Origin of the sequence: Sphingomonas sp. Leaf28, assembly GCF_001421685.1 — a bacterium.
Classification (GTDB): Bacteria; Pseudomonadota; Alphaproteobacteria; order Sphingomonadales; family Sphingomonadaceae; genus Sphingomonas; species Sphingomonas aurantiaca.
The window spans coordinates 1-24,204 of record NZ_LMKX01000008.1 but is presented as its reverse complement, the minus strand read 5'-3'; the positions used below and the strand labels follow the sequence as shown (position 1 = coordinate 24,204).

General features: G+C 67.3%; 24 protein-coding genes, 3 tRNA genes and 1 rRNA gene. 10 read left to right on the top strand and 18 right to left on the bottom strand.

Features of this window, described 5'->3' with window-relative positions:
- Nucleotides 1–29 precede the first annotated feature (29 nt).
- The 6 genes from folP to glmM form a co-directional block, all read right to left on the bottom strand.
- Nucleotides 30–1,088 (bottom strand): dihydropteroate synthase, encoded by a 1,059-nt coding sequence (folP, locus tag ASE79_RS10600; protein WP_056415967.1) that lies wholly within the window; start codon nucleotides 1,086–1,088, stop codon nucleotides 30–32.
- A gap of 153 nt (nucleotides 1,089–1,241) precedes the next feature.
- On the bottom strand, nucleotides 1,242–2,399 hold the full coding sequence (locus ASE79_RS10595) for a site-specific DNA-methyltransferase (protein WP_056415964.1): 1,158 nt from the start codon (nucleotides 2,397–2,399) through the stop codon (nucleotides 1,242–1,244).
- Between the two features lie 175 nt (nucleotides 2,400–2,574).
- Complete coding sequence (locus ASE79_RS10590) at nucleotides 2,575–3,213, bottom strand: ribonuclease HII (protein ID WP_056415961.1); 639 nt, start codon at nucleotides 3,211–3,213, stop codon at nucleotides 2,575–2,577.
- The gene (gene thiD, locus ASE79_RS10585) at nucleotides 3,201–4,061 is read right to left on the bottom strand and encodes a bifunctional hydroxymethylpyrimidine kinase/phosphomethylpyrimidine kinase (RefSeq protein WP_056415959.1); all 861 of its coding nucleotides are present in this window, start codon (nucleotides 4,059–4,061) and stop codon (nucleotides 3,201–3,203) included. Before thiD ends, ASE79_RS10590 begins: the two co-directional genes overlap by 13 nt.
- 294 nt (nucleotides 4,062–4,355) lie before the next feature.
- The gene (locus ASE79_RS10580) at nucleotides 4,356–4,571 is read right to left on the bottom strand and encodes a DUF1272 domain-containing protein (RefSeq protein ID WP_056415957.1); all 216 of its coding nucleotides are present in this window, start codon (nucleotides 4,569–4,571) and stop codon (nucleotides 4,356–4,358) included.
- Nucleotides 4,571–5,911, bottom strand: a complete 1,341-nt coding sequence (gene glmM / locus ASE79_RS10575) for a phosphoglucosamine mutase (protein WP_056415954.1) — start codon at nucleotides 5,909–5,911, stop codon at nucleotides 4,571–4,573. Before glmM ends, ASE79_RS10580 begins: the two co-directional genes overlap by 1 nt.
- Nucleotides 5,912–5,979: 68 nt before the next feature.
- Between glmM and ASE79_RS10570 the strand changes: the two genes are divergently transcribed.
- Nucleotides 5,980–7,242 (top strand): dicarboxylate/amino acid:cation symporter, encoded by a 1,263-nt coding sequence (locus ASE79_RS10570; RefSeq protein ID WP_056415951.1) that lies wholly within the window; start codon nucleotides 5,980–5,982, stop codon nucleotides 7,240–7,242.
- Nucleotides 7,217–8,305 (top strand): aldo/keto reductase, encoded by a 1,089-nt coding sequence (locus tag ASE79_RS10565; RefSeq protein WP_082445251.1) that lies wholly within the window; start codon nucleotides 7,217–7,219, stop codon nucleotides 8,303–8,305. Before ASE79_RS10570 ends, ASE79_RS10565 begins: the two co-directional genes overlap by 26 nt.
- On the opposite strand, the gene ASE79_RS10560 is transcribed toward ASE79_RS10565, so the two are convergent.
- Nucleotides 8,277–10,070, bottom strand: a complete 1,794-nt coding sequence (locus ASE79_RS10560; protein ID WP_056415948.1) for a peptide MFS transporter — start codon at nucleotides 10,068–10,070, stop codon at nucleotides 8,277–8,279. The genes ASE79_RS10565 and ASE79_RS10560 overlap by 29 nt on opposite strands.
- A 117-nt stretch (nucleotides 10,071–10,187) precedes the next feature.
- On the opposite strand from ASE79_RS10560, the gene ASE79_RS10555 reads away from it, so the two are divergent.
- On the top strand, nucleotides 10,188–10,763 hold the full coding sequence (locus tag ASE79_RS10555; protein WP_056415945.1) for a nitroreductase: 576 nt from the start codon (nucleotides 10,188–10,190) through the stop codon (nucleotides 10,761–10,763).
- 38 nt (nucleotides 10,764–10,801) lie between these two features.
- Nucleotides 10,802–11,158 (top strand): GntR family transcriptional regulator, encoded by a 357-nt coding sequence (locus tag ASE79_RS10550; protein WP_056415943.1) that lies wholly within the window; start codon nucleotides 10,802–10,804, stop codon nucleotides 11,156–11,158.
- Between the two features lie 221 nt (nucleotides 11,159–11,379).
- Here ASE79_RS10550 and ASE79_RS10545 read toward each other — a convergent pair whose 3' ends face one another.
- Together ASE79_RS10545 and ASE79_RS10540 are read right to left on the bottom strand one after the other, a co-directional pair.
- Complete coding sequence (locus ASE79_RS10545; RefSeq protein ID WP_056415941.1) at nucleotides 11,380–12,198, bottom strand: arylamine N-acetyltransferase family protein; 819 nt, start codon at nucleotides 12,196–12,198, stop codon at nucleotides 11,380–11,382.
- A gap of 269 nt (nucleotides 12,199–12,467) precedes the next feature.
- Nucleotides 12,468–14,180, bottom strand: a complete 1,713-nt coding sequence (locus tag ASE79_RS10540; protein WP_056415938.1) for an acyl-CoA dehydrogenase — start codon at nucleotides 14,178–14,180, stop codon at nucleotides 12,468–12,470.
- A 46-nt stretch (nucleotides 14,181–14,226) separates the two neighbouring features.
- Between ASE79_RS10540 and ASE79_RS10535 the strand changes: the two genes are divergently transcribed.
- Nucleotides 14,227–15,231 (top strand): L-threonylcarbamoyladenylate synthase, encoded by a 1,005-nt coding sequence (locus ASE79_RS10535; protein ID WP_056415934.1) that lies wholly within the window; start codon nucleotides 14,227–14,229, stop codon nucleotides 15,229–15,231.
- Between the two features lie 117 nt (nucleotides 15,232–15,348).
- On the opposite strand, the gene msrA is transcribed toward ASE79_RS10535, so the two are convergent.
- On the bottom strand, nucleotides 15,349–15,906 hold the full coding sequence (msrA, locus tag ASE79_RS10530; RefSeq protein ID WP_056415930.1) for a peptide-methionine (S)-S-oxide reductase MsrA: 558 nt from the start codon (nucleotides 15,904–15,906) through the stop codon (nucleotides 15,349–15,351).
- Nucleotides 15,907–15,965: 59 nt separating this feature from the next.
- Here msrA and galE point away from each other — a divergent pair, with 59 nt between their 5' ends.
- Complete coding sequence (gene galE, locus ASE79_RS10525; protein ID WP_056415927.1) at nucleotides 15,966–16,979, top strand: UDP-glucose 4-epimerase GalE; 1,014 nt, start codon at nucleotides 15,966–15,968, stop codon at nucleotides 16,977–16,979.
- Between the two features lie 135 nt (nucleotides 16,980–17,114).
- On the opposite strand, the gene ASE79_RS10520 is transcribed toward galE, so the two are convergent.
- The 3 genes from ASE79_RS10520 to folK all read right to left on the bottom strand — a co-directional run bounded on the left by ASE79_RS10520 (nucleotide 17,115) and on the right by folK (nucleotide 18,437).
- Nucleotides 17,115–17,627, bottom strand: a complete 513-nt coding sequence (locus ASE79_RS10520) for a phosphatase PAP2 family protein (RefSeq protein WP_162237036.1) — start codon at nucleotides 17,625–17,627, stop codon at nucleotides 17,115–17,117.
- A gap of 203 nt (nucleotides 17,628–17,830) precedes the next feature.
- Nucleotides 17,831–17,906, bottom strand: a tRNA-Lys gene (locus tag ASE79_RS10515).
- Nucleotides 17,907–17,927: 21 nt separating this feature from the next.
- On the bottom strand, nucleotides 17,928–18,437 hold the full coding sequence (gene folK / locus ASE79_RS10510; RefSeq protein ID WP_056415924.1) for a 2-amino-4-hydroxy-6-hydroxymethyldihydropteridine diphosphokinase: 510 nt from the start codon (nucleotides 18,435–18,437) through the stop codon (nucleotides 17,928–17,930).
- Nucleotides 18,438–18,459: 22 nt separating this feature from the next.
- On the opposite strand from folK, the gene ASE79_RS10505 reads away from it, so the two are divergent.
- Entirely contained in the window at nucleotides 18,460–19,191 is a 732-nt protein-coding gene (locus tag ASE79_RS10505) for a uracil-DNA glycosylase (protein WP_082445249.1), read from the top strand.
- A 244-nt stretch (nucleotides 19,192–19,435) separates the two neighbouring features.
- Here ASE79_RS10505 and ASE79_RS10500 read toward each other — a convergent pair whose 3' ends face one another.
- Complete coding sequence (locus ASE79_RS10500; RefSeq protein WP_056415921.1) at nucleotides 19,436–20,482, bottom strand: MBL fold metallo-hydrolase; 1,047 nt, start codon at nucleotides 20,480–20,482, stop codon at nucleotides 19,436–19,438.
- Between the two features lie 68 nt (nucleotides 20,483–20,550).
- On the opposite strand from ASE79_RS10500, the gene ASE79_RS10495 reads away from it, so the two are divergent.
- Nucleotides 20,551–21,126, top strand: a complete 576-nt coding sequence (locus ASE79_RS10495) for a DUF4337 domain-containing protein (protein WP_056415919.1) — start codon at nucleotides 20,551–20,553, stop codon at nucleotides 21,124–21,126.
- Nucleotides 21,127–21,261: 135 nt separating this feature from the next.
- On the opposite strand, the gene aguB is transcribed toward ASE79_RS10495, so the two are convergent.
- A complete protein-coding gene (gene aguB / locus ASE79_RS10490) occupies nucleotides 21,262–22,122 on the bottom strand; it encodes an N-carbamoylputrescine amidase (protein ID WP_055874312.1) in 861 nt (286 codons plus the stop codon).
- A 201-nt stretch (nucleotides 22,123–22,323) separates the two neighbouring features.
- Here aguB and ung point away from each other — a divergent pair, with 201 nt between their 5' ends.
- Together ung and ASE79_RS10480 are read left to right on the top strand one after the other, a co-directional pair.
- Entirely contained in the window at nucleotides 22,324–23,025 is a 702-nt protein-coding gene (gene ung / locus ASE79_RS10485) for a uracil-DNA glycosylase (RefSeq protein ID WP_056417160.1), read from the top strand.
- Nucleotides 23,018–23,329: an alkylphosphonate utilization protein gene (locus tag ASE79_RS10480; RefSeq protein WP_056415917.1), complete on the top strand. Its 312-nt coding sequence runs from the start codon at nucleotides 23,018–23,020 to the stop codon at nucleotides 23,327–23,329. Before ung ends, ASE79_RS10480 begins: the two co-directional genes overlap by 8 nt.
- A 203-nt stretch (nucleotides 23,330–23,532) precedes the next feature.
- Here ASE79_RS10480 and ASE79_RS10475 read toward each other — a convergent pair.
- The 3 genes from ASE79_RS10475 to rrf form a co-directional block, all read right to left on the bottom strand.
- Nucleotides 23,533–23,609 (bottom strand) — tRNA-Met (locus tag ASE79_RS10475).
- 37 nt (nucleotides 23,610–23,646) lie between these two features.
- Nucleotides 23,647–23,723 (bottom strand) — tRNA-Met (locus tag ASE79_RS10470).
- Nucleotides 23,724–23,805: 82 nt separating this feature from the next.
- A 5S ribosomal RNA gene (gene rrf, locus ASE79_RS10465) occupies nucleotides 23,806–23,913 on the bottom strand.
- Between the last annotated feature and the right edge of the window lie 291 nt (nucleotides 23,914–24,204).

The following is a 24,204-nucleotide window of genomic DNA, read 5'->3' as shown; positions in this document are numbered from 1 at the left end:
AGCGGCGTTTCGCTGCAATGCAGCGGCGATCAGCCTCCCACCAGCGACTGATCGCGCATCCCGCGCCAGATCCTGATCGCCTGCACCGTCTCGGCGACGTCATGGACGCGCAGGATCTGGACGCCTGCCTCGGCCCCCTTCACCGCGAGAGCCAGCGAACCGGCGAGGCGCTGGCCGACCGGCGCCTCATTCGAGAGCGCGCCGATCAGCCGCTTGCGGCTGGCGCCGAGCATGATGGGGCAACCGAGACCATGGAAGATTGAGAGGCCGTTGAGCAGCGCGAGATTCTCCGCGAGCGTCTTGCCGAAGCCGATGCCGGGATCGACGATGATCCGCGACCGATCGACGCCGCCCGCGACGACCGCGGCGATGCGCGCCTCGAGCCAGTCGAAGACGTCGGTCAGCACGTTGGCGTACCCGCCGTCGCCGTGACCGCCTTTTTTCGGATCGGGCGAGTGCATCATCACGACCGGGCAACCGCTCCTGGCCACCACGCCGAGCGCGCGGTCGTCCCACAGCAGCGCGGCGACGTCGTTGACGATATGCGCGCCGGCGGCGAGCGTGGCCTCCATTACTGCCGCCTTGCGCGTGTCGACCGAGACGATCGCACCCGCGCGCGCCAGGCGTTCGACGACGGGGACGAGGCGTTTGATCTCGTCGCCTTCCCAGACCACCGCCGCGCCGGGGCGGGTCGATTCGCCGCCGACGTCGATCAGCGTCGCGCCCGCTGCGGCCATGTCGATCCCGGCGGCGGCCGCCGCGGCGGGGTCATCGACATGCTTGCCGCCGTCGGAAAAGCTGTCGGGGGTGACGTTGAGGATGCCGGCGACGACGGGCTGGTCGAACCGGAGCGTGCGGTCGCCGAGCTGGAGTGCGGCGCGGGGGCTGGTGATGGCGGCGTGGAGGCGGGCGGCGCGATCGCCGAGTGTCGCGACGTCGGCGACCGGGATCGTGCGTCGGGCGCGGCCCTCGATCACCTCATAGGCGGCGAACCACTGCATGCCGCCGGCGAGCCGTGCGACATTGCCGTCGGGATGGCCGATCGGGGTGTCGACGAACTGGACGGGGCGGAGGTGGAGGCTGGTCATGATCCCCTTTTCCTCAGATCCGTCGCTCGATCAAACCCACGCCGTTCGGCCCGAGTAGGCATCGAGCGCGTCGAGATGGCGTATCGAGGGACATGTACCTCGATACGAGCCCTCGACTACGCTCGGTCTCTACTCGGCACGAACGGCAATTCGCTAGACGGTCGTCGCCAGCAGGTACGTCTGGCGGAGGTCGTCGATCGGCTTCAGCCCCTTGTCGCTCTCGTAGTGCCAGAAACTCCAGCCGTTGCACGCAGGCGCGTTCTGCAAGGTCGAGCCGAGCTTGTGGATCGAGCCGATCGTCCCGCAGTCGCTGAGCAGCGAGCCGTCCGCGCGGATCGTCGCGCGCCACCGCCGCTTCGAATCGGTCAGCACCGCGCCAGGCGTCAGATACGCATTCTCGACCAGCACGCCGAACGCGACCTTGGGCTGCGTGCGCGGGCTCATCATCGTGCGGATCGCGGATTCGTCGAGCGGCAGCGCGGCCTCGATCCGCTCGTGCGCGGCCTCGATATAGTCGCCCTCGCGGTCGATGCCGATCCAGCTGCGGCCGAGCCGCTTGGCGACCGCGCCGGTCGTGCCGGTGCCGAAGAACGGATCGAGCACCACGTCGCCGGGCTCGGTGCAGGCGAGGAGGATGCGGTACAGCAGCGCCTCGGGCTTCTGCGTCGGGTGGACCTTGGTGCCGTTCTTCTTCAGCCGCTCGGTGCCGCCGCAGGTCGGGAATTCCCAGTCGCTGCGCATCTGGAGTTCGTCGTTGAGCGTCTTCATCGCGCGGTAGTTGAAGTGATACTTCGCCTTCTCGCCCTTCGACGCCCAGATCAAAGTCTCATGCGCGTTGGTGAAGCGCGTGCCGCGGAAGTTGGGCATCGGGTTGGTCTTGCGCCAGACGATGTCGTTGAGGATCCAGTAGCCGAGATCCTGCACCGCCGCGCCGACGCGGAAGATGTTGTGGTAGCTGCCGATGACCCAGAGCGAGCCGTCGTCCTTGAGGATGCGGCGCGCTTCCTTCAGCCACGCGCGGGTGAAGCGGTCATAGGCGGCGAAGGTGTCGAACTTGTCCCAGTCGTCGGTGACCGCGTCGACATGGCTGCCATCGGGGCGATAGAGTTCGCCGCCGAGCTGGAGATTATAGGGGGGGTCCGCGAAGATCATGTCGATCGAGTTCGACGGCAGCGCCTTCATCCGCTCGATACAGTCGCCCCTCAGAATCTGATCGAGGGGCAGGATCTGGTCGAGCGGGAGCGCCGGCTTGACGGCCGGTTCCGCTGCCTTCTTCGCGCGCGGCCGCGCGATCGTGTCGATCAAACCCATGTTTTCCGCCCCTTATCACCCCCATAGCGGCGGAATTGTCCGACTCCGTCAAGCAAACAATCGTTAACGGCGTTTCGGCGCGATTCCGTAGATGCGACCAAATGAGTCGGCGCGCGCCAGATGTTGAGTCGTGACAGACTCGCGGCTCAAGCCCTTGGGGTGTGGCGCGAAAGACTCAGCTCGTCGCTTCCTTTGCGAAAAGTCCCTCGCGCGCCAGATAGGCCGCGGCGACGGGCGCGAAACTGCGGCGGTGAATCGGCGTGGGGCCGTGGTCGCGCAGCGCCTTCATGTGGTGCGCGCAGCCATAGCCCTTGTTCGAATGCCAATTGTACTCGGGGTGGACGTCGGCGGCGGCGATCATGATCAGGTCGCGCGTGTGCTTGGCGACGATCGAGGCGGCGGCGATCGACAGCGATTTCGCATCGCCGCCGACCAGCGGGGTGGCGGGGTAGGTCCAGCGCGGCAGGCGGTTGCCGTCGACAAGGACGTGGCCCGGCGCGTGGCCGAGTTCGGTGGCGAGCGCGTCGACCGCGAGCGTCATCGCCTTCATCGTCGCCCAGTAGATGTTGAGCGTGTCGATCTCGTTGGGCTCGACGATGCCGATGCCGACGATCGCACAACCTTTCAGCCGCGCGTAGAGCCGTTCGCGTTCGGAGGCGGAGAGCTTCTTCGAATCGTCGATGCCGCGGGGGACGCCCTTGGCGGGCAGGATCACCGCGGCCGCGACGACCGGCCCGGCGAGCGGACCGCGGCCGGCTTCGTCGACGCCGGCGACGGGGCCGACGCAGAGCTTTTCGTGTTTCATGCCGGGCATTTGCGGTCTTTCAACTGGTCGAACGGGCTGACGCCGAGTGCATGTCCCATCGGACCGTGCCCTGCACCGAGCCCCGGCGCGTGTGCAAGCGCGGCGCGGACGAACGCGATTGCGCGCTCTATCGCGGCGTCGAGCGGCATGCCCTGCGCGAGGCCGGTGGCGATACCGCTGGCGAGCGTGCAGCCGGTGCCGTGCGCATGGCGGGTTTCGATGCGGGGGTTGGTCCAGAGGGTTTCGCCGGCGTCGGTGACGAGGCGGTCGGTGATCTGCTCGCCCTCTGCGTGCCCGCCCTTGATCAGCACGGCTGGGCCCAGCGCGCGCACGGCGGCCTCGCCGCCGAGGGCTGCGAGTTCGGGGAGGTTGGGGGTGACGAGCGTGGCGATCCGCATGAGGCGGGCGAACGCGGCGATGGTCGCCGGGTCGGCTAGCACGGAGCCGCTGGTGGCGATCATCACCGGGTCGAAGATGATCGGAATGCGTTTGGCGAGACGACGGTCTCCCCCACTTTGTTCTCCCGCGAAGGCGGGAGTCCAGTCTGGGCTCCCGCCTTCGCGGGAGAACAGGGAGGTCAGGCGGTCGGCTACGGCGTTGGCCGTCTGGGCCGAGCCGATCATGCCGATCTTTACCGCATCCACGCCGATGTCGCCGGCTACTGACTCGATCTGCGCGAGGACGATGTCGGTGGGCACCGGGTGGACTGCCTGTACGCCCAGCGTGTTCTGCGCGGTGATCGCGGTGATCGCCGTCGTCGCGTGGCCGCCGAGCATCGTCACGGTCTTGATATCGGCCTGGATGCCTGCGCCGCCGCCTGAATCCGAGCCGGCTATGATGAGGATTCTGGCGGTCATCGGCGGGCTGCGGGGAAAGTGAAGTATAGGAAGTATAGACGCTCGCGCGGTTTGGTCGTGGGGCGGTTTGGGGCCGCTGTACGGGGTTTGGCGAGGGTGGGGATCATACGCTGCGCTATGGCATAATCGGGGTGATGTAGGACAGGGCTATGCCCTGCCCCCTCCCACCCCGGCGGAGGCCGGGGCGCAACTGGGAAACGCTGATAACGGAGGGTAGCGGTCCGTTGCCTGGACCTTTCCAATTGGGCCCCGGCCTTCGCCGGGGTGGTAGAAGAGCCTGGTTGCGGCAGGACCCTAGTGTCGCCTGCCCGCGGCGGGCTTCTGCGGGGGCGCTTCGCCGAGCCGCGTCGGGCGGTCGAGGAGTTCGCCGCCGCAGTTCGGGCAACGCTCGTCTAGCGCGTCGCTGCATTCCGCGCAGAAGGTGCATTCGAACGAGCAGATGAACGCGCCGGGGGCATCGGCCGGAAGGTCGGTAGCGCAACGTTCGCAGGTGGGGCGCATCTCGAGCATCAGGCGGCCGCCTTGCGCACGGCGTCGCAGATCCGGTCGACGACGCGCTCGACCTGGCCGAGATCGTCGCCCTCGGCCATGACGCGGATCACGGGTTCGGTACCCGACGGGCGGATGACGAGGCGGCCCTTGCCGGCGAGTTCTGCCTCGGCCTGCGCGATCACCGCCTTCACCGATTCGTCGTCGAGCGGCTTGCCGCCGCCGAACCGGACGTTCTTGAGCAATTGCGGCAACGGCTCGAACCGGTGCAGCACTTCGCCGGCCGGCGCGCCCGAGCGCTTGACCTCGGCGAGGATCTGGAGCGCGGCGACGAGGCCGTCGCCGGTCGTCGCATAATCCGACAGGATGATGTGGCCGGACTGCTCGCCGCCGACATTATAGCCGCTCGACCGCATCTTCTCGAGCACGTGGCGGTCGCCGACCTTGGTGCGCACGAGCCCCAGCCCCTGTGCTGCCAGATGGCGCTCGAGCCCGAGGTTCGACATGACCGTCGCGACCAGCCCGCCGCCCGCGAGCCGGCCCTGCCGTGCCCAGCTTGCCGCGATCGTCGCCATCAGCTGGTCGCCGTCGACGATCGTGCCGGTCTCGTCGACGACGATCAACCGGTCCGCGTCGCCGTCGAGCGCGATGCCGATGTCCGCGCCGCTCGCGACCACCGTCTCGGCGAGCGTCTGCGGCGCGGTTGAGCCGACGCCGTCGTTGATGTTGGTGCCGTTGGGCGTCACGCCGATCGCGACGACGTCGGCGCCGAGTTCCCAGAGCGCGGATGGCGCGACCTTGTACGCGGCGCCGTTAGCGCAATCGATCACGATCCGCATGCCGTCGAGGCGGAGATTCTCGGGGAAGGTCGACTTGGCGAAATGGATGTAGCGGCCTTGTGCATCCTCGATCCGGCGGGCGCGGCCGATCTGGTCCGAGGTCACGAGCGGCACGTCGCCATCGATCAACGCCTCGATCGCGGCCTCGGCCTCGTCGGACAGCTTATAGCCGTCGGGACCGAACAGCTTGATGCCGTTGTCCGCATAGGGGTTGTGGCTGGCGGAAATCATCACGCCGATATCCGCGCGCATCGACTGGGTGAGCATCGCCACCGCGGGGGTCGGCATCGGCCCGACCATGACGACGTCCATGCCGACGCTGGTGAAGCCCGCGACCAGCGCGGATTCGAGCATATAGCCCGACAGCCGCGTGTCCTTGCCGATCACGACGCGGTGGCGGTGATCGCCGCGCAGGAAATACGCACCCGCCGCCATGCCGACCTTCATCGCCATCTCGGCCGTCATCGGCGAGACGTTGGTGGCGCCACGAATGCCATCGGTGCCGAAATATTTCCTTGCCATCGCTTGTACTTTCCGTCCGGTATCGGGTTCGCCATCGCTGATAGCGCGATGCAACACGAAGGGCGAGCATGTCGCAGGCAACACGGATATTGATCGCCCTGGTTGGTGGTATCGCGATCGGCATTATCGCCGCCGCGCTGGCGCCGGCGCAGGCGATCGCGGTCACGGCGGTGACGCAGCCGATCGGGTCGGCATGGCTGCACGGGTTGCAGATGGTGATCGTGCCGCTGATCGTCTCGCTGCTGGTCACCGGGATCGGTGCGACCGCGGAGGCCGCGCGCGCCGGGCGGATCACCGTGCGCGCGCTGGCGATGATGGTCGCGATCCTGTGGGCGGTGACGATCATGTCCGCGCTGGTGACGCCGCTGCTGCTCGAGGCGTGGCCGCTGCCCGCTGGCCTTGCGACCGCGCTGCGCACCGCGCTGACGACCAGCGCGCCGGTCGGGACGGTGCCGGGGATCGGTGCGTTCTTCGATACGATCGTGCCGACCAACGTCGTCGCGGCGGCGGCGGGCGATGCGTTCCTGCCACTGACGGTGTTCGCGCTGGCGTTCGCGTTCGCGGTCACGCAGCTGCCCGACGCGCAGCGCAGCATCCTGACGGGGTTCTTCCAGGCGGTGGTCGATGCGCTGCTGATCGTGATCGGCTGGGTGCTGAAGCTCGCACCGATCGGGATTTTCGCGCTGGCGTACGGGGTCGGCGCGCGGACCGGGACCGCGGCGTTCGGTGCGCTGGTGCATTACATCGTCTGCGTCTCGGCGATCGGCGTGGTCGTGCTGATCGCGGCGTATCCGGTCGGGATGATCGGCGGGCGGGTGCGGTTCGCCGCCTTTGCGCGCGCGGTTGCGCCGGCGCAGGCGGTGGCGATCAGCACGCAGTCGTCGCTCGCGTCGCTGCCGGCGATGTTGAAGGGTTCGGTCGAGCTGGGTGCTTCGCCTGCCACGGCGGGGATCGCGCTGCCGCTTGCGGTCGCCGTCTTTCGCGCGACGAGTCCGGCGATGAACCTCGCGGTCGCGCTGTACGTCGCGCATCTCGTCGGGGTGCCGATCGGGCCGGGGCAGCTCGCGGCGGGGATCGCCACCGCGGCGATCACGACGATGGGATCGGTGTCGCTGCCGGGGACGGTGAGCTTCATCGCCTCGGTCGCGCCGGTGGCGATCGCGATGGGGGTGCCGATCGAGGCTTTGGGGCTGTTCATCGCGGTCGAGACGGTTCCCGACCTATTTCGCACCGTCGGCAACGTGACGATGGATACCGCCGTCACCATCTCCGTTTCAGCGCGCAGTGACGCCAAGGAGATTCCGCATGAAGTATCGCACGCTCGGCCCTGATTTCGAGGTTTCCGCGCTGGGCCTCGGCTGCATGCCGATGGCCGGTATCGGCAAGGGCATGTACGGCGAGGCGAACGCCGACGAAAGCATCGCGACGATCCACCGCGCGATCGAGCTTGGCGTGACGCTGTTCGACACCGCCGAGATCTATGGTCCGCTGATCAACGAGGAACTGCTCGGCAAGGCGATCCGCGGCAAGCGCGACGGCGTCGTGATCGCGACCAAGTTCGGCTTCCGTTACGACGACAACGGGATGACCGGGGTCGACTCGACGCCCGCCAATGTGCGGCGCGCGTGCGAGGGGTCGCTGAAGCGGCTGGGGGTCGAGACGATCGACCTGCTGTACCAGCACCGCGTCGATCCGGGCGTGCCGATCGAGGACACGGTGGGCGCGATGGCCGAGCTCGTCCGCGAGGGCAAGGTGCGGCATCTGGGGCTGTCGGAGGCCGGCCTCGACACGATCCGGCGCGCGGCGGCGACGCATCCGATCGCGGCGTTGCAGAGCGAATATTCGCTGTGGGAGCGCGGGGTCGAGGACGAGATCCTGCCGCTGTGTCGCGAGCTGGGGATCGGGTTCGTGCCCTATTCGCCGCTCGGCCGCGGGTTCCTGACGGGGCAGATCACCGCGCGATCGGATCTGCCCGAGGGCGATTATCGGCGCAACGACCCGCGTTATTCGGAGGAGAACTTCGCCACAAATATGGAAATGGTCGCGGTCGTGAAGGCGATCGCCGACGCGCATGGCGCAAGCCCGGCGCAGGTGGCGCTGGCGTGGTTGCTGGCGCAGGGCGACGATATCGTGCCGATCCCGGGGTCGAAGCGCCGCGTCACGCTGGAGGACAGCATGAAGGCGGCGGAGGTTGCGCTGACCGCGGATGATCTGGCGAAACTGGATGCGGCGGCGCCGAAGGGTGGGACAGCCGGGCCGCGGTACGGCGAGAAGGCGCTGTCGATGACGCGACCTGAGGGGGCGCGACCGTCGTGGTGCGCCGGGGGGCGTGTGCCCTCCCGCAAGCGGGAGGGGAATTGCGGGCTTACTGGACGCCGTGCATCCACTTCTTGATGAGCGGCGAGATCAGCAGCAGCAGCACGCCGATCCCCGCCGAGACTAGCCCGATCGTCCAGAACACGCCCGCATAGGTGTCGAGGCTGACCTTCAAATTGGTCACCTGCCCGCCGACCGTCTCGACGCTCGCGACCTGTGCGACGATGCCCGCGACATATTGCGCGACCGAGATCGACAGGAACCACACGCCCATCATCAGCCCGACGACGCGCGCGATCGACAGCTTGGTGATCATGCTGAGACCGACCGGCGAGATGCAGAGCTCGGCGAACGAGTGGATGAAGTAGAGCCCGGCGAGCCACCAGATTGCGACCTTGAACGTCGGCCCGACCATGCTCGCGCCCCAGACGAGGAACAGGAAGCCGACGCCGACGCCGATCAGCGCGATGCCGAACTTGACCGGGATCGACGGCTCGATGCCCTTGGCCGCAAGCTTGGTCCACAGGATCGACATCACCGGCGCGAGCGCGACGATGAAGAAGGCGTTGAAGAACTGGGTCTGCCCGGCCGAGATGCTGAACAGGCCGAACACGCTGAGATCGGTGTTGCGATCCGCGAACAGCGTCAGTGACGAGCCTGCCTGCTCGAACAGCGTCCAGAACACGACGTTGAACACGATCAGCACCATCGCCGCGAGCATCATCTGGAACTCGCGCCGCTCGCCGTTGACGAACGACCAGATCAGGATGCCCGGCACCGCGATCAGGAACGTGCCGAACAGCAATTTGCCCATCAGCGACAGCGAGACGATGTAGCCGATGATCCCGGACCCCGGCACCGGCGGCTCGGCGTTCATCAGGTTGACGAACAGCAGGTAGAAGATCGGGATGCCGAGCAGCGCGAGCGCATAGATGCCGAGCGCGCGATCGGGGCCGCTGCGCACCGGCGGCTCACCGTATCCGTTCAATTTGCCGCCATCGAACTGGATCAGCGTCCACGAGAACAACATGCCGATCGCCGCCAGCCCGAAGCCGGCCCACCAGCCGAACGCGACCGCGAGGAACGGGCAGAGCAGCTGCGAGAACAGCGAGCCGAGATTGATCCCCATGTAGAAGATCGTGAACCCGGCATCGCGGCGCTTGTCGCCCTGCGCGTAAAGCTCGCCGACCATCGTCGAGATGTTGGGCTTGAAGAAGCCGTTGCCGACCGAGATCATGCACAAAGCGAGCAGCATGATCGTGACGTAGAAGCTGCTGCGTTCCGCGCCGGACTCGAAGCCGCCCTTCTCGACCGTCCGCGCGGTCGATCCGTCGGCCGCGAGCAACGAGACGGTGCCGTCGTCATTGCCCTTGATCTTCAGCTTGTTCGCGCCGTCGACGAGGTAGCGGACCTCGCTGTCGGCCTGTTCGACGACCTGGATCTCGTAGCGCTGGTTGGCGATCGTCGCATAGGGCTTGGCGGTCTCGCCGCCGAAGCACAGCAGCAGATAGCCGAGCGCCATGATGATCGCGCCGAACTTCACCGCCCGCTTCGAACCCAGATACTGATCCGCCAGATAGCCGCCGACCAGCGGCGTCAGATACACCAGCGCGGTGTAGCCGCCGTACAGGCCGGTCGCCTCGCGATCGCCGAACACGAAATGCTTGGTGAGATACAGCGTGAGCAGCGCGCGCATGCCGTAATAGCCGAACCGCTCCCACATCTCGGTGGTGAACAGCCGCGCGAGCTGCCGTGGGTGCCCGAACCAGGTTTCCCCGGCGGCCGGATTGATATGGGTGATATCCGGCTCTCGCGGGGTATCCGCGGTCGGGGTGTCCACCATGCTTACGCTCCCTAATACTCGTCTGGCCGCCGTCGGTCGCGGCGTCGTTATGCGCGCGCAACTTAACGACAAAGCCCGGACTGTAAATATCGCAGGGCAAAGCCTATCTCACATGCCATGCTCAACGATCGTTCCACGCCGCTGTCGCTGCTCGCCACCCGCCGCTCGGGCAAGCCGCGCGACCTGGTCGCGCCCGGCCCCGATTCCTACCAGCTGGCGACGATCCTCGAGATCGCGGCGCGGACGCCCGATCATGGCAAGCTGGCGCCGTGGCGGTTCGTCGTGGTCGGCGACGACCATCGCAAGGCGCTGTCGACGCTGATCACCGACGCGTACCTCGCCGAGCGTCCCGACGCGTCGCGGCTCGAGCTGGAGTCGCTCGACCAGTTCGCGCACCAGGCGCCGACTTTGGTCGTCGTCCTGTCGTCGCCCAAGGAGAGCAAGATTCCGCTGTGGGAGCAGGAATTGTCGGCGGGCGCGGCGTGCATGAACCTGCTGCACGCGGTCCATGCCGAGGGCTTCGCGGGCGGCTGGCTGACCAGCTGGGCGGCGTTCTCCGACACGGTGCGCGATGCGTTTGGCTCGGCATCGGAAAGGATCGCGGGCTTCATGTTCATCGGCACGCCGTCGCGTACGCTCGACGAGCGGCCCCGCCCGGATATGGCACGGTTGGTAAGCCATTGGGGATCCTAAGGACTCGACTATTCGCCCGATTGCTGTATTAGAACAGCATGACAGCGCTCAGCAGCGACGACAGCCCCGTATATATCCGTCTCCGCAGCACGATTGCCGCCGGGATCCTCCGAGGTGACTATCGCGCGGGGGACCAGCTTCCCTCGGTCCGCGCGTTTGCCGCCGAGCAGGGCGCCAACCCGCTGACGGTCGCCAAGGCCTATCAGAGCTTCCAGGATGACGGCTATGTCGAGGTCCGCCGCGGCGTCGGCATGTTCGTGATGCCGGGCGCGGCAGAGGCGTTGCGGATCGCCGAGCGCGAGAATTTCGTGACGACGCAGTGGCCGCGGATCCTGGGGCATATCGACTTGCTGGGGCTGGATGCGCGCGACCTGCTGGAGCGCGAGCGGGTCTGAGTCTTTACCCCACTCGCCCCCCTGGGCCTGACCCGTCCCCTTCCGTCCGCTTCCCCCCGTTCGTCCTGAGTAGTCGTCGAGTAGTGGCGAAGCCGCGTATCGAGAGGACGTATCGAAGGACAGGTTTGCACGCGGAACCTGTCCTTCGATACGCGCCCTCGATACGCTCCTGACGGAGCTACTCGGTCGCTACTCAGCACGAACGGCAGTGGGGATGAGTTTCAGAACAGCCCCAGCGCGGCGACGTCCTCGACGCTCAGGTCGATCCCGAACAACAGGCTCATGCGGATCCGGTAGACTCGCGGATCGGTGATCTCGCCGGCGGTCGTGTCGGTTCCCGAACGGCGCCGATAGTTGCGGCCGATCAGCGATGCGAAGCCGTTGGGCAGGACGATGCTGGCGATCGGTGTGTGCGTGAACCGGCTGGCGGGCGCAGTCGACGTCCAGTGGTTCGACAGCGCGAGATCAGCGTCGAAGACCTCGGCGAGTGTGAAGCTGTATTGCGGCTGGAACCCGCCGGTCTCGCCGCGGCCATCGGTGGTCATCGGATCGCCGTCGCGCAGCAGCAGCCAGCCCTGCTCGGTCGCATCGAGCCGGAAGCGCGCGCCGTCGGGTGCGGTCGCCTCGGCGCCGTCCGTCAGCGGGAGGACGGGCGTGTAGCTGCCGCCGAAGCCGGTGTCGGCAATCCAGTCCTGCCCGTCGATCGTGACCAGCGCAAAGGTGTGGGTCTGTGGCGGCGGCACGTCGGTCGCCGCGTACCAAACGCGCGCGAGCAGCGGGCGGGCGATGAAGCCGAGCTCGGCGAGCGCGTCGAGGAACAGGCGGTTATGCTCGAAGCAATAGCCGCCGCGGCGCGCGGTGACGAGCTTGGCGAAGACCGAGGCGCTGTCGATCGCGATGCCGCGGCCGAGCACGACGTCGAGATCCTCGAACGGAATCGCCAGCCGATGCGCGTGCTGGAGGCGGGCCAGCCCGATCGAGTCGAGCGTGGGGCGGGCGGGCATGGCGACACGGGTGAGATAGGCTTCGAGATCGAACATCGGTCGGGCTTTCACAGATTTCTGCTCCCCCCTTACCGTTCGTGCTGAGCGAAGTCGAAGCACCTGAGCGTGGGACCGGCCCTTCGACTTCGCTCAGGGCGCATGGACGGTGGAGGATCGGATGGGGGGTTGAGGGCAATGTGCGAGGGCGGGCCCCTACCCCACCCCGTCGTCCTGACGAAAGTCAGGATCCAGAGCCACACGCGATACCGTGCTTGGCTCTGGATCCTGGGTCGAGCCCAGGATGACGGGGCGTGATTAAGGGCAGCTCAGGCCGCGAACAGGTCCGCTTCGATCGCGTACAGCACCGCCGCGCTCGCAGTGGCCGCCGCGTTGAGCCCCATCGCCTCGGGGACGATCTGGTCGAGGTAGAAGCGCACCGCCGCCGCCTTCATCCGGCCGAAGTTGTCGGTGCCGGCAACGCCGCCCTGCCGCTCCATCAGCCAGCCGCAGGTCGCGACCGACAGCATCGTGAGGAACGGATAGCTCGCCGCGAGCTTGTCGTCGGCGTCCGCGGTGGCCAGGCGACGCCCGATCGCCTCGCACGCGTCGACCAGTGCGAGCAGCCGCTCATCCTTTGCCTCCGCGCGGATGTCGGCGATCAAGGCCGCGAACGCGCCGCCATTGTCGAGGCCGAGTTTCCGCCCGACCAAGTCGGCGGCCTGGATGCCGTTCGTGCCTTCGTAGATCGGCGTGATGCGCGCATCGCGGAAATACTGCGCGGCGCCGGTTTCCTCGACATAGCCCATGCCGCCATGCACCTGGATGCCGAGCGAGGCGACTTCGTTGCCGAGATCGGTGCCGTGCGCCTTGGCGAGCGGGGTGACGAGTTCGAGGCGGTTGCGCGCGGCGTGATCGCCCATGTTGGCGCGATCGACCTGCCCGGCGGCGTAGTAGACGAGCGCACGCGCCGCCTGGGTCTGCGCCTTCATCCGCATCAGCATGCGCCGGACGTCGGGATGCTCGACGATCTTGACCGACTCCTTGTTCGGCGAACCCGCGCGCGCCGACTGGACCCGGTCGAGCGCATAGGCGACCGCGCCTTGGGTGGCGCCCTCGGCGACCTGCACGCCCTGAAGCCCGACGTTGAGGCGCGCATTGTTCATCATCGTGAACATCGCGCGGATGCCGCCCAGCTCCGCGCCGATCAGCTCGCCGATGCAGTCGTCATTGTCGCCGAAGCTCAGCACGCAGGTCGGCGAGGCGTGGAGCCCCATCTTGTGCTCGATCGAGACGACGCGGACGTCGTTGAAGTCGCCCGGGGTGCCGTCATCCTTGAGACGGTATTTCGGGACTAGGAACAGCGAGATGCCCTTCGTCCCGGCAGGGGCACCGGGGGTGCGGGCGAGGACGAGGTGGACGATGTTCGGCGCCATGTCGTGATCGCCGAACGAGATGTAGATCTTGGTGCCCTTGATGCTCCACCTGCCGTCACCGAGCGGGGTGGCCGTCGCGCGGAGTGCGCCGACGTCGGAGCCTGCCTGCGGCTCGGTCAGGTTCATCGTACCGGTCCATTCGCCGGTCGCGAGATGGGGGAGGTAGAGTGCCTGCTGTTCGGGGCTGCCGTGATGCTGCAGCGCCTCGATCGCGCCGACGGTCAGCGTCGGGCAGAGCGCGAAGCCCATGTTCGCCGAGCCCAGCGTGTCGAGCACCGCGGTCTGGATCGCGAAGGGGAGGCCCTGCCCGCCCCATTCCTCCTCGACGCCGATCGTGCCCCAGCCGCCCTCGACATAATCCTTGTACGCCTGTGCGAAGCCGTCGGGCATGACGACGCCGTCCGGGGTCCATTTCGCGCCGACGGTGTCGCCGGTGCGGTTGAGCGGCGCCCATTCGCCGGCGGCGAGCTGCCCGACGCCTTCCAGGACCGCGTCGACGACGTCGTCGCTGGCGGCGGAATAGCGTTCGGTATTCGCGAGTTCGGCGATCCGCACGACATGGTCGAGCACGAAACGCTGTTCGGTGGTTGCTGGGGTGAAGGCCATCGCATCCTCTTATCGCTATGCTTTGCGCCCGCTATAGGCCTTCAGAATGACCCGTCCACACCCAGTGATTTTACCGTACGGCACGGCCGCGGTCGCCGAGGCCGCTGCGCTGATTCGCGCGGGTGGCATCGTCGCGGTGCCGACCGAGACGGTGTACGGGCTCGCGGCGGACGCCACCAATGCCGAGGCGGTGGCGCGGATCTATGCCGCCAAGGGGCGCCCGAGCTTCAATCCGTTGATCGTGCATGTCGCCGATCTGGCGGCGGCGGAGCGGATCGCGGTGTTCGATGCGGACGCGCGCGCGCTGGCTGCGGCGTTCTGGCCTGGGCCGCTGACGCTGGTGCTGCCGGTACGCAGCGGTTCGGGGATCGCAGCGCTGGTGACGGCGGGGTTGGAGACGATCGCGATACGCGTGCCGCGGCACCGCGCGATGCAGGGGTTGATCGCGGCGTCGGGGCGGCCATTGGCGGCGCCGTCGGCCAATGCGAGCGGGGGGATTTCGCCGACGACGGCGGCGCATGTCGCGGCGAGCCTGGGGGCGAACGTGCCGCTGATCCTCGACGATGGGGCGACGGAGGCGGGGTTGGAATCGACGATCGTGGCGGGGCGGAGCGTGCTGCGGCCTGGGCCGGTGACGGCGGAGGCGTTGATGATGCACCTCCCCGGGGGAGGCCGGGGCCCGGTTGGAACGTCGGATGTCACGGAGCGCGGCGCGGATCATCGCCGTCCCCCAACTGGGCCCCGGCCTTCGCCGGGGGGGAGTGCGGTCACCGCGCCGGGGCAGCTTGAAAGCCACTATGCGCCGAGCAAGGCGCTTCGGTTGAACGCGATCGATGCGGAACGCGACGAGTGGCTGATCGGGTTTGGCGATGTGGAGGGCGACGTGTCGCTCTCCGCCTCGGGGGATCTGGTCGAAGCCGCAGCGCGGCTGTTCGACCTGCTGCACGCGGCTGATGCGAATGACGCCGCTCGCATCGCCATTGCGCCGATCCCTGCGCACGGCATCGGCGAAGCGATCAACGATCGCTTGCGCCGCGCCGCGCATCGCTGACTCTCGTCATCCTGACGAACGTCAGGACCCAGAGTCCCGAGCGACACCCCCCGTAACACTGCGTCCTGACGTTCGTCAGGATGACGGGGGGTGTGGCTCGGCCGGCCGGTTTGAGGATTACGCGTTCACGGCCGCCTTCGACCGTGCCGCAAAACTCTTGCGCAGCTTCTGCAGCTTGGGGGGGATCACCGCCATGCAGTAAGGGTTCGAACGGCCCGACGTTTCCCAATAATCCTGGTGATAGCCCTCGGCCTCGTACCAGGTCGATGCCACCGCATCCTGCGGCGCCTCGATCGTCGTGACGATCGGCTTGGGGCTGTCGGCCTGCGCGCGCTCGAGCGCCGCCTGCATCTCCGACCGCTGCGAATCATCCATCGGGAACATCGCCGAGCGATATTGCGTGCCGACGTCGTTGCCCTGCCGGTTCAGCGTCGTCGCGTCATGCGTCGCAAAAAAGATGTCGAGCAGATCGCCGAGTTTCAGCTGCTCGGGATCGAACCCGATGCGGATCGCCTCGGCATGGCCGGTGTCGCCGCCGCAGACCTGTTTGTACGTCGGATCAGGCACATGCCCGCCGATATAGCCGCTCTCGACGCTTTCGACGCCGATCACGTCCTTGAACACAGCCTCGGTGCACCAGAAGCAGCCGCCGGCCAGCGTTACATAATCCGTCATTATGATCTCCTTTCTCCCAAGATAGGAAGCCGCTACCGCGCAACAAAGAGGAGACGTACATGATCGACGGCCCAAAGCTCGATGGTAAGGTAATGGTCACCGGCGGTGCCGGTTACATCGGCAGCCATGCGGTACTGGCACTTCTCGACGCGGGATACGGCGTCGTCGTGCTCGACAATCTGGTCACCGGGTTCGACTGGGCGGTCGATCCGCGCGCGACGCTGGTCGAGGCGAACGTCGCCGACGATGCCAAGGTCCGCGCCGCGATCCGCGACCACGGCGTGAAGGCGATCATGCATTTCGCAGGGTCGGTGGTGGTCCCTGAATCGGTCAGCGACCCGCTCAAATATTACCGCAACAACACCGCCGCCAGCCGCGCGCTGATCGAGAGCGCGGTCGTCGAGGGCGTGCCCCACTTCATCTTCTCGTCGACCGCCGCGACCTATGGCACGCCCGAAAAGGTGCCGGTCGCGGAGGGCGATCCGACCGTGCCGATCAACCCGTATGGCATGTCGAAGCTGATGACCGAGGCGATGCTGCGCGACGTCGCGGCGGCGCACCCGATGAACTATGCGGCATTGCGCTACTTCAACGTCGCGGGCGCGGATCCGCAGGGGCGCAGCGGCCAGTCGACGGTCGGCGCGACTCACCTGATCAAGATCGCGGTCGAGGCGGCGACCGGCAAGCGGAGCCATGTCGGCGTCTACGGCACCGATTTCGCCACGCCCGACGGGACCGGCGTGCGCGACTATGTCCATGTCAGCGACCTTGCCGCAGCGCATGTCGCAGCGCTCGAACTACTGGTCGCCGCGCCTGCCGAGAGCCACACGCTCAACGCGGGCTATGGCAAGGGCTTCTCCGTGCTCGAAGTGCTCGATGCGGTCGACAAGGTCACTAACCGGACGATCGAGCGTCGGCTGGAAGGGCGTCGCGCGGGCGATCCCGCGATGCTGATCTCGGACAATCGCGCGATCCTCGAGACGCTCGACTGGACGCCGCGCCACGCCGATCTCGACGGCATCGTCCGCGACGCGCTGGCCTGGGAGCGCGCGCTCGCCGAGAAGGGCCGCTAGGACGCGCCGCAAATCCTCCCCCGCCAGGGGGAGGTGGCAGGCAGTAGCCTGACGGAGGGGGCGGACAGGGAAACCGCGGTTGCGTGTCCTCCCCCTCCGTCGCTTCGCGCCACCTCCCCCTGGCGGGGGAGGATGTTAGAGTTGGGTGTGAGGATTCGGCGGGGTGCCGAAGGCGTGGCGCTCGCCGCCGATCGCGCGGCGCGCGCGGGCGGTCGCCAGCCACCAGGCGAGTGCCCAGAGCGTACCGAAGCTCCACCCCGCCAGCACGTCGCTCGGCCAGTGGACGCCGAGATACACCCGGCTGCAGCCGATCGCACCGACCAGCAGGATCGCGACGACGAGCAGATACGCGCGCGTCGCACGATGCTCCGTGACCTGCGACGCTAGCCCTGCAAGCGTTAGATAGACGATCGCGCTGTTCGCCGAATGCCCGCTGGGGAAGCTCATATGCGTGACGGCGACGAGATGCTCGACGATATCGGGCCGCGGGCGCGCGACGTGCAGCTTGACCAGCTCGACGACGATATTGCCGCCGATGCTCGACGCGACGATTGCGACCGCGGTCAGCCAGAGCCGCTGGACGATCAACAGGCCGGCGACGAGCACGACGACGATCGTCAGCACGATTCCACCGCCGAGCGCAGTCACGTCGGTGGCGACCTTGGGCAGCCAGGACGGGCCACCCCAGGCGCGCAGGCCCAGGATGATCGAGCGATCGAACGCGAACGGCCAATGATCGACCGCGAGACCGACGATGAGGATCAGGACAATGCCGACCGCGGCGACCGATGCGCCCGCGAGAATCGCCGGGACATGCCGCCGCCTGCTCGGCGCATCGCTCGAGGAATCGATGGTGGGTCCGCCGGGGCTCGAACCCGGGACCTCTCGATTAAAAGTCGCTTGCTCTACCAACTGAGCTACGGACCCCCGCCATCGTGGACCGCGCACCTAATCGCGTGGCCGCCGTCGGTCAACCAGTTGCGCCAATTGCCGTATCGTTCTGCCCGTCCGCGGATCGCGCCAGGCGGGCACGAGGTCGGCAAGCGGGGCGAGCACGAAGCCGCGCGTGCGGTACGCGGCGTGCGGAACGACGAGGCCGGGCGACGTCCATGCGCCCCCCGACCAGAGGATGATGTCGAGGTCGATCACGCGGCTGCCCCAGCGACGCCCCGCGCGCCGGCCGAAGCGCCGCTCGATTTGTTTCAGCCGGACGAGCAGCGTGGCGGGATCCTCGGACGTTTCGATCAACGCGACGGCATTCGCGTAGCGGCGATTCGAGGGGCCGAGCGGCGCGCTGGCGACGGTCGGCGACCGTGCCACGACGTCGCCCAGCGTGGCCAGCGCGGCCGCGATCTCGCGCTCGGGCGCCCCGTGCCGGCCGCGGCGGTTGGAGCCGAGCGCGATCACGTACGCAGCTGCCGGACGCGCGATCGGCGGGAGCGGGGTTGCAGGCGACATTTCGTCCGCCTAGCGCAATCGCATGGACTCCACACCTTACACCGCCGATCTTTCCGACTCCGCTGACGACGGCGTTATCGACGTCACCACCGTCTTCGCGCCCGTCGCCGCGCTGCCCGAGACCGAGCCGCCGCATGATTGCGCGCTCTGCCCCCGCCTCGTCGCGGTGCGCGAGCAATTGCGCGCCGAGTTCCCGACCTGGTGGAACGCCCCCGTCCCCGCGTTCGGCGATCCGGCGGCGTGGCTCGGCATCATCGGCCTCGCGCCCGGCAAGCACGGCGCGAACCGCACCGGCCGCGCGTTCACCGGCGATTATTCGGGGCAGTTCCTGTACGAGACGCTCGGGCGGTTTGGGCTCGCGACCGGCACCTATGGCGCCAAGGCCGAGGACGGGCTGGCGCTCGACGGTGCGATCATCCTCAACGCGGTGAAGTGCCTGCCGCCCGAGAACAAGCCGACCCCCGAAGAAATCCGGACCTGCCGGCCGTTTCTCGAGACGCAGGCGGACGCGGTGCCGACCGCGCGCGTGTTCGTGGCGCTGGGGCATATCGCGCACCAGTCTGCGGTGAAGATGCTGGGTGGACGGTTGCCCAAGGCTCGGTTCGCGCACGGGGCGGAGCATGTGATGCCCGATGGCCGCATCCTGATCGATAGCTATCATTGCTCGCGCTACAACGTGAATACGGGCGTGCTGACCGCGGAGATGTTCGACGCGGTGTTCGCGCGGGCGCTGGCGTTGCGCGAGACGATTTGAGACGCGCCTCGTCATCCTGACGAACGTCAGGACCCAGGGTAACCGAACGCGGTCCTGCTTGGCTCTGGGTCCTGACTTTCGTCAGGATGACGGATGGAGAGCACTCAATCCTCCCCCGCAAGGGGGAGGTGGCTGGCTCTTGCCAGACGGAGCGGGAGGCAAGGGTAACCGCCGTTCCGTGTCCTCCCCCTCCGTCACCTTCGGCGACACCTCCCCCTGGCGGGGGAGGATCGAGAGGGTGTCGTCATTCGATCACCCAGGCCTCGCCGGCTTCGGGCGTCCGAAAGCGGTCCGCGGCGATGTGTTCGCGTGCCAGCGCCGCGCGGAGGTGCTCGGGCGGCTCGTTAATGCCTTCCGAGGTGAGTTCGAACGTGCCCCAGTGGACGCCGATCGCATAGGCCGCGCCGAGTTGTTCGAACGCGGTCACCGCCTGGTCCGGACCGATGTGATTGTCCGTCTCGTGGCCTGTGAAATGATACGCGCCGATCGGCAGGATCGCGAGGCGGACCGGTCCTGCGCGGCGCGCCTCGGTGGCCCAGCGCATGTCGCCAGGGCCTGTGTCGCCCGCGAAATACAGGTTGCCGCCGGGCAGCGTCACGGTGAAGCCCGCCCATAACGTCGTGTCGCGGTCGCCGGGGTCGTATTGGCTCCAGTGATGCGCGCGCTCGACGATCACGTCGATGCCGGGACGCAGCGCCACGCGCCCGCCCCAGTCGCGCGCTTCCGCATGGACGCCGTTGCGCGTGAGGATCTGGTCGTTGCCGAGGCCCGTCACGATCAGCGGTTGGTCGCGGCGCCACAGCCGGCGCATCGCGTGCATGTCGAGATGGTCGCGGTGGTCGTGGCTGAGCAGGATCAGGTCGATCCTGGGCAGGTCCTCCAGCCGCACGCCGGGCGCGCGGACTCGCTTCACGCCGAGGAACTGCACCGGCGACGAGCGTTCGAGCCACATCGGATCGGTGAGGATGTTGAGCCCCTGCGTCTGCACCAGCACGGTCGAATGGCCGATCCACGTGACGCGCATCGTCCGGCCGTCGACCTGCGCCGGCGGTCGCGACGGCGTCACGGGGACTTCGGGCCAGCTCCGATAGGGCGGTTTCACCAGATTGCGCAGCAGCGCGACCGGGCCCTGTTTCTGCTCGCCGGCGCTCCCCTGCACGCCGTCCGGGTTGAAGAAGCGGCGGCCGTCGAAATGATCGCTGGGGGGAACGCTCTTCACCGACGGTGTCGCGCAGCCGGCGAGCAGCGCCACCAGCGGCGGCACAAGGTATCGAATGTGGCGTAACGTCATGGCGCGCTTACAAATATGTCACCCGACCATCAGCGTCCAGTCACGCGCGGGAGCATAAACCGACCGCCATGGACGACGATTTCGACGTGCGCGGACTGCATGAGCAACTCTCGGAGGAACGTGCCGCCAAGGGGGAGGCATTCGACCAGCGGATTGCCTTGTTCACCGCGGTTCTGGCGACGCTGGCGGCGGTCACCAGCTTTCTCGGCGGGCATACGCAGAACGAGGCGCTTCTCCACAAGAACGAGGCGGTGCTGATCAAGGCGCAGGCCTCGGACGCATGGGGCTATTACCAGGCGGAGGATCTCAAGCGGCATATCGCGCAGATGGAGGTCGATCTCGCGCCGCCCGGGGTCGATGCGGCGCGGATGGCGACGCAGCGGGCCGATATCGCACGCTACAAGGCACGCGGGGCCGCGTTGAAGCGGGAGGCGACCGCGCTCGACGCGCGATCGGCGGCAGCCGACTTGGATTCGGACAAGGCGTTGCGCCCGCACACGAAGCTGGCGCTGGCGGTCACTGCGATCCAGGTCGCGATCGCGCTGGCCTCGATCACCGCGCTGACCGGGCGGCGGTGGTTGCTGTGGGTAGCGGGCGCGGCGGCGCTGGTCGGCGCGCTGCTCGCGGGGATGGCGTGGTTCTAAGTTCTCGATCCTCCCCCGCCAGGGGGAGGTGGCACCGAAGGTGACGGAGGGTGAGGACAGGGAACGGCGGTCCTCCTATCCTCCCCCTCCGTCTGGCAAGCCAGCCACCTCCCCCTGGCGGGGGAGGATCGGGGTTCAGATGTCCTGAACCAGCCGACCGTAGAGGTCGGGACGGCGATCGCGGAAGAAGCCGAATGCGGCGCGGTGGCGCTTGACGATGTCGAGGTCGATCGTCGCGGTGATCACGCCTTCGTCCTCGCGGCCGAGTTCGGCGAGGATGTCGCCGCGCTCGTCGGCGATGAAGCTGGTGCCGTAGAAGGTCTGGCCGTGCTCGACGCCGACGCGGTTGGCGGCGACGATCGGCACGACGTTCGACACGGCATGGCCGACCATCGCCCGGCGCCACAGCCGTGCGGTATCGAGCGACGTGTCATGCGGCTCGCTGCCGATCGCGGTCGGGTAGAACAGCACTTCCGCGCCCATCAGCATCATCGCGCGCGCGGTCTCGGGATACCATTGGTCCCAGCAGACGCCGACGCCGAGCGTCGTCCGCCCCGCCTCCGACGCGTGCGGCCAGACCTTGAAGCCGGTGTTGCCGGGGCGGAAGTAGAACTTTTCCTCATAGCCCGGGCCGTCGGGGATGTGGCTCTTGCGATAGACGCCCTGGATGTTGCCGTCGGGGCCGATCATCGCGAGGCTGTTGTAATGATGCGGGCCGTCCGCCTCGAAGAAGCTGGTCGGGATCGTGACTTTCAGCGCCTCGGCGAGCGCCTGCATCGCGAGCACCGCCTTGTGTTCGCCGACGGGGGCGGCGTTGGCGAACAGGCCCTCGTCCTCGACGCGGCAGAAATACTCGCCCTCGAACAATTCGGGCGGGAGGATGACCTGCGCGCCCTTAGCCGCGGCCTCGTGGACGAGGCGCGAGACGTTGGCGATGTTGCGGTCGATGTTGGGCGTGAAGCCCAGCTGCAGCGCGGCGACGGTGATCTCTGTCATGGCGGCGCATATAATGAGCCCGCATGCGTTGTGCGAGCCTTTCGCCTCGCATCGAGCACCGTACGGTCGCCGTTCCCCGGCGGAAGCGGGGCTCCAGGGCTACGGGCGTTGCCCTGCGAGATGCTGGGCCCCCGCCTCCGCGGGGGAACAAGACCTCGCGCAGATTGACACGCGCCTGCCCTGTCCGACATGCGACCGGGGATGACGACACCCCCTCTTCCACCAAGCTGGCAGGCGCTGCGGCCCGAGTTCGATGCGCCGTACATGCGCGACCTCGAGGCATTTCTGGAGGCCGAGCGCGCTGCGGGCGCGCGCATCTTCCCAGACGACGCGGATCGGTTTCGCGCACTGGAACTCACCCCGCTCGATCAGGTCCGGTGCGTGATCCTCGGGCAGGATCCGTATCACGGCGAGGGGCAGGCGCACGGACTGAGCTTCTCGGTGCGCAAGGGGGTGCGGACGCCGCCGAGCCTCGTGAACATCTACAAGGAGCTCGAGGCCGATCTCGGCATCCCGCGCGCGCGCCACGGCATGCTCGATCACTGGGCGGCGCAGGGCGTGCTGCTGCTCAACGCAGTGCTGAGCGTGCGGATGGGGGCGGCCGCATCGCATCAGAAGCGTGGCTGGGAGCGATTTACCGACGCGGTGATCGCCGCGGTGAACGCGCAACCGAAACCTGTCGTGTTCCTCCTATGGGGGGCGTATGCACAGAAGAAGGCGGCGTTCGTCGACGATATCGCGACGGGCGGGCGGCACCTGGTGATCCAGTCCGCGCATCCGTCGCCGCTGGCGGCACGAACCGGGTTCTTCGAATCGCGGCCGTTCAGCAAGGCGAACGCCTTTCTCGAAACCCATGGGCGCCGGCCGATCGACTGGGCGCTGCCGGAGACATCTGATGACTGAGACCGCCAACGACGAGTATGTCTATGACGAAGCGACCGGCGAATGGGTCGCGGGCGGCGGTGCTGCGGCCGTGCCATCGGACGACGGTGCGATCGTGGTGCGCGATTCGGTCGGCAACGTGCTGGCGGACGGCGACCAGGTGACGCTGATCAAGGACCTGACCGTGAAGGGCGCAGGCCAGACCCTGAAGCGCGGCACGCTGATCAAGTCGATCCGCCTGACCGGCGACGCGCAGGAGATCGATTGCCGGTACGAGGGCATCAAGGGCCTGGTGCTGCGTGCGGAGTTCGTCCGGAAGCGGTGAGGCTGTCCTGTTGTCTGGGGCCCGCGGTCTTCTCCCGCGGCCCCTGGGCCGCTTCGCACGATGCGTAGGGCGCCCGACGTGAGGACCGTCGTCCGGAAGCCCGGCCCGTTGAGCTCAAAAGCGAACGGGCACAGTGCTTTTGAAATGCAATGCCTGCAAACGCAACAAAGCCCGCATAGTCTTATCGACTTTGCGGGCTGTGTTGGTTGCGGGGACAGGATTTGAACCTGTGACCTTCAGGTTATGAGCCTGACGAGCTACCGGGCTGCTCCACCCCGCGACGGTCCGGTTACGGACTGAGGGTAGATGACTTGTGNTGGTTGCGGGGACAGGATTTGAACCTGTGACCTTCAGGTTATGAGCCTGACGAGCTACCGGGCTGCTCCACCCCGCGACGGTCCGGTTACGGACTGAGGGTAGATGACTTGTGAATGGGTTTTGATATTCTGCGTGATGCATGTCGCACGGGCTTCAATGCCTGGCGACGACCTACTCTTCCATCGCTTGAGCGATAGTACCATTGGCGCAGTCGGGTTTCACGGCCGAGTTCGGAATGGGATCGCACCGACGCTATAGCCACCAGGCAATGGAGCCGGTGCGACATGCGTACGTGAATATCTGGGTCCCTCGAGCGTCGCCTTGCGGCGAAGCTTGAGGGTTTAAAATCGATACCGTGCAAGGTTTGTAGTGTGTTCGACCAATCCCTCGACGGCGAGGGGATTGGCAATCTGGCGTCGTCTTAATCATCCGCACTATCGTCTGACGTGCCGGGCGAACCCAGTGTTGTCATTGATGGTGTGAGACTCTCAAGCGCGAATAGAGCAATTAGTATCGGTTAGCTCCATGCGTTACCGCACTTCTACATCCGATCTATC

Coding starts and splice junctions, on each gene's coding strand:
- folP (WP_056415967.1), bottom strand. CDS start 1,088: ATGACCAGCCTCCACCTCCGCCCCGTCCAGTTCGTCGACACCCCGATC.
- ASE79_RS10595 (WP_056415964.1), bottom strand. CDS start 2,399: ATGGGTTTGATCGACACGATCGCGCGGCCGCGCGCGAAGAAGGCAGCG.
- ASE79_RS10590 (WP_056415961.1), bottom strand. CDS start 3,213: ATGCCCGGCATGAAACACGAAAAGCTCTGCGTCGGCCCCGTCGCCGGC.
- thiD (WP_056415959.1), bottom strand. CDS start 4,061: ATGACCGCCAGAATCCTCATCATAGCCGGCTCGGATTCAGGCGGCGGC.
- ASE79_RS10580 (WP_056415957.1), bottom strand. CDS start 4,571: ATGCTCGAGATGCGCCCCACCTGCGAACGTTGCGCTACCGACCTTCCG.
- glmM (WP_056415954.1), bottom strand. CDS start 5,911: ATGGCAAGGAAATATTTCGGCACCGATGGCATTCGTGGCGCCACCAAC.
- ASE79_RS10570 (WP_056415951.1), top strand. CDS start 5,980: ATGTCGCAGGCAACACGGATATTGATCGCCCTGGTTGGTGGTATCGCG.
- ASE79_RS10565 (WP_082445251.1), top strand. CDS start 7,217: ATGAAGTATCGCACGCTCGGCCCTGATTTCGAGGTTTCCGCGCTGGGC.
- ASE79_RS10560 (WP_056415948.1), bottom strand. CDS start 10,070: ATGGTGGACACCCCGACCGCGGATACCCCGCGAGAGCCGGATATCACC.
- ASE79_RS10555 (WP_056415945.1), top strand. CDS start 10,188: ATGCTCAACGATCGTTCCACGCCGCTGTCGCTGCTCGCCACCCGCCGC.
- ASE79_RS10550 (WP_056415943.1), top strand. CDS start 10,802: ATGACAGCGCTCAGCAGCGACGACAGCCCCGTATATATCCGTCTCCGC.
- ASE79_RS10545 (WP_056415941.1), bottom strand. CDS start 12,198: ATGTTCGATCTCGAAGCCTATCTCACCCGTGTCGCCATGCCCGCCCGC.
- ASE79_RS10540 (WP_056415938.1), bottom strand. CDS start 14,180: ATGGCCTTCACCCCAGCAACCACCGAACAGCGTTTCGTGCTCGACCAT.
- ASE79_RS10535 (WP_056415934.1), top strand. CDS start 14,227: ATGACCCGTCCACACCCAGTGATTTTACCGTACGGCACGGCCGCGGTC.
- msrA (WP_056415930.1), bottom strand. CDS start 15,906: ATGACGGATTATGTAACGCTGGCCGGCGGCTGCTTCTGGTGCACCGAG.
- galE (WP_056415927.1), top strand. CDS start 15,966: ATGATCGACGGCCCAAAGCTCGATGGTAAGGTAATGGTCACCGGCGGT.
- folK (WP_056415924.1), bottom strand. CDS start 18,437: ATGTCGCCTGCAACCCCGCTCCCGCCGATCGCGCGTCCGGCAGCTGCG.
- ASE79_RS10505 (WP_082445249.1), top strand. CDS start 18,460: ATGGACTCCACACCTTACACCGCCGATCTTTCCGACTCCGCTGACGAC.
- ASE79_RS10500 (WP_056415921.1), bottom strand. CDS start 20,482: ATGACGTTACGCCACATTCGATACCTTGTGCCGCCGCTGGTGGCGCTG.
- ASE79_RS10495 (WP_056415919.1), top strand. CDS start 20,551: ATGGACGACGATTTCGACGTGCGCGGACTGCATGAGCAACTCTCGGAG.
- aguB (WP_055874312.1), bottom strand. CDS start 22,122: ATGACAGAGATCACCGTCGCCGCGCTGCAGCTGGGCTTCACGCCCAAC.
- ung (WP_056417160.1), top strand. CDS start 22,324: ATGACGACACCCCCTCTTCCACCAAGCTGGCAGGCGCTGCGGCCCGAG.
- ASE79_RS10480 (WP_056415917.1), top strand. CDS start 23,018: ATGACTGAGACCGCCAACGACGAGTATGTCTATGACGAAGCGACCGGC.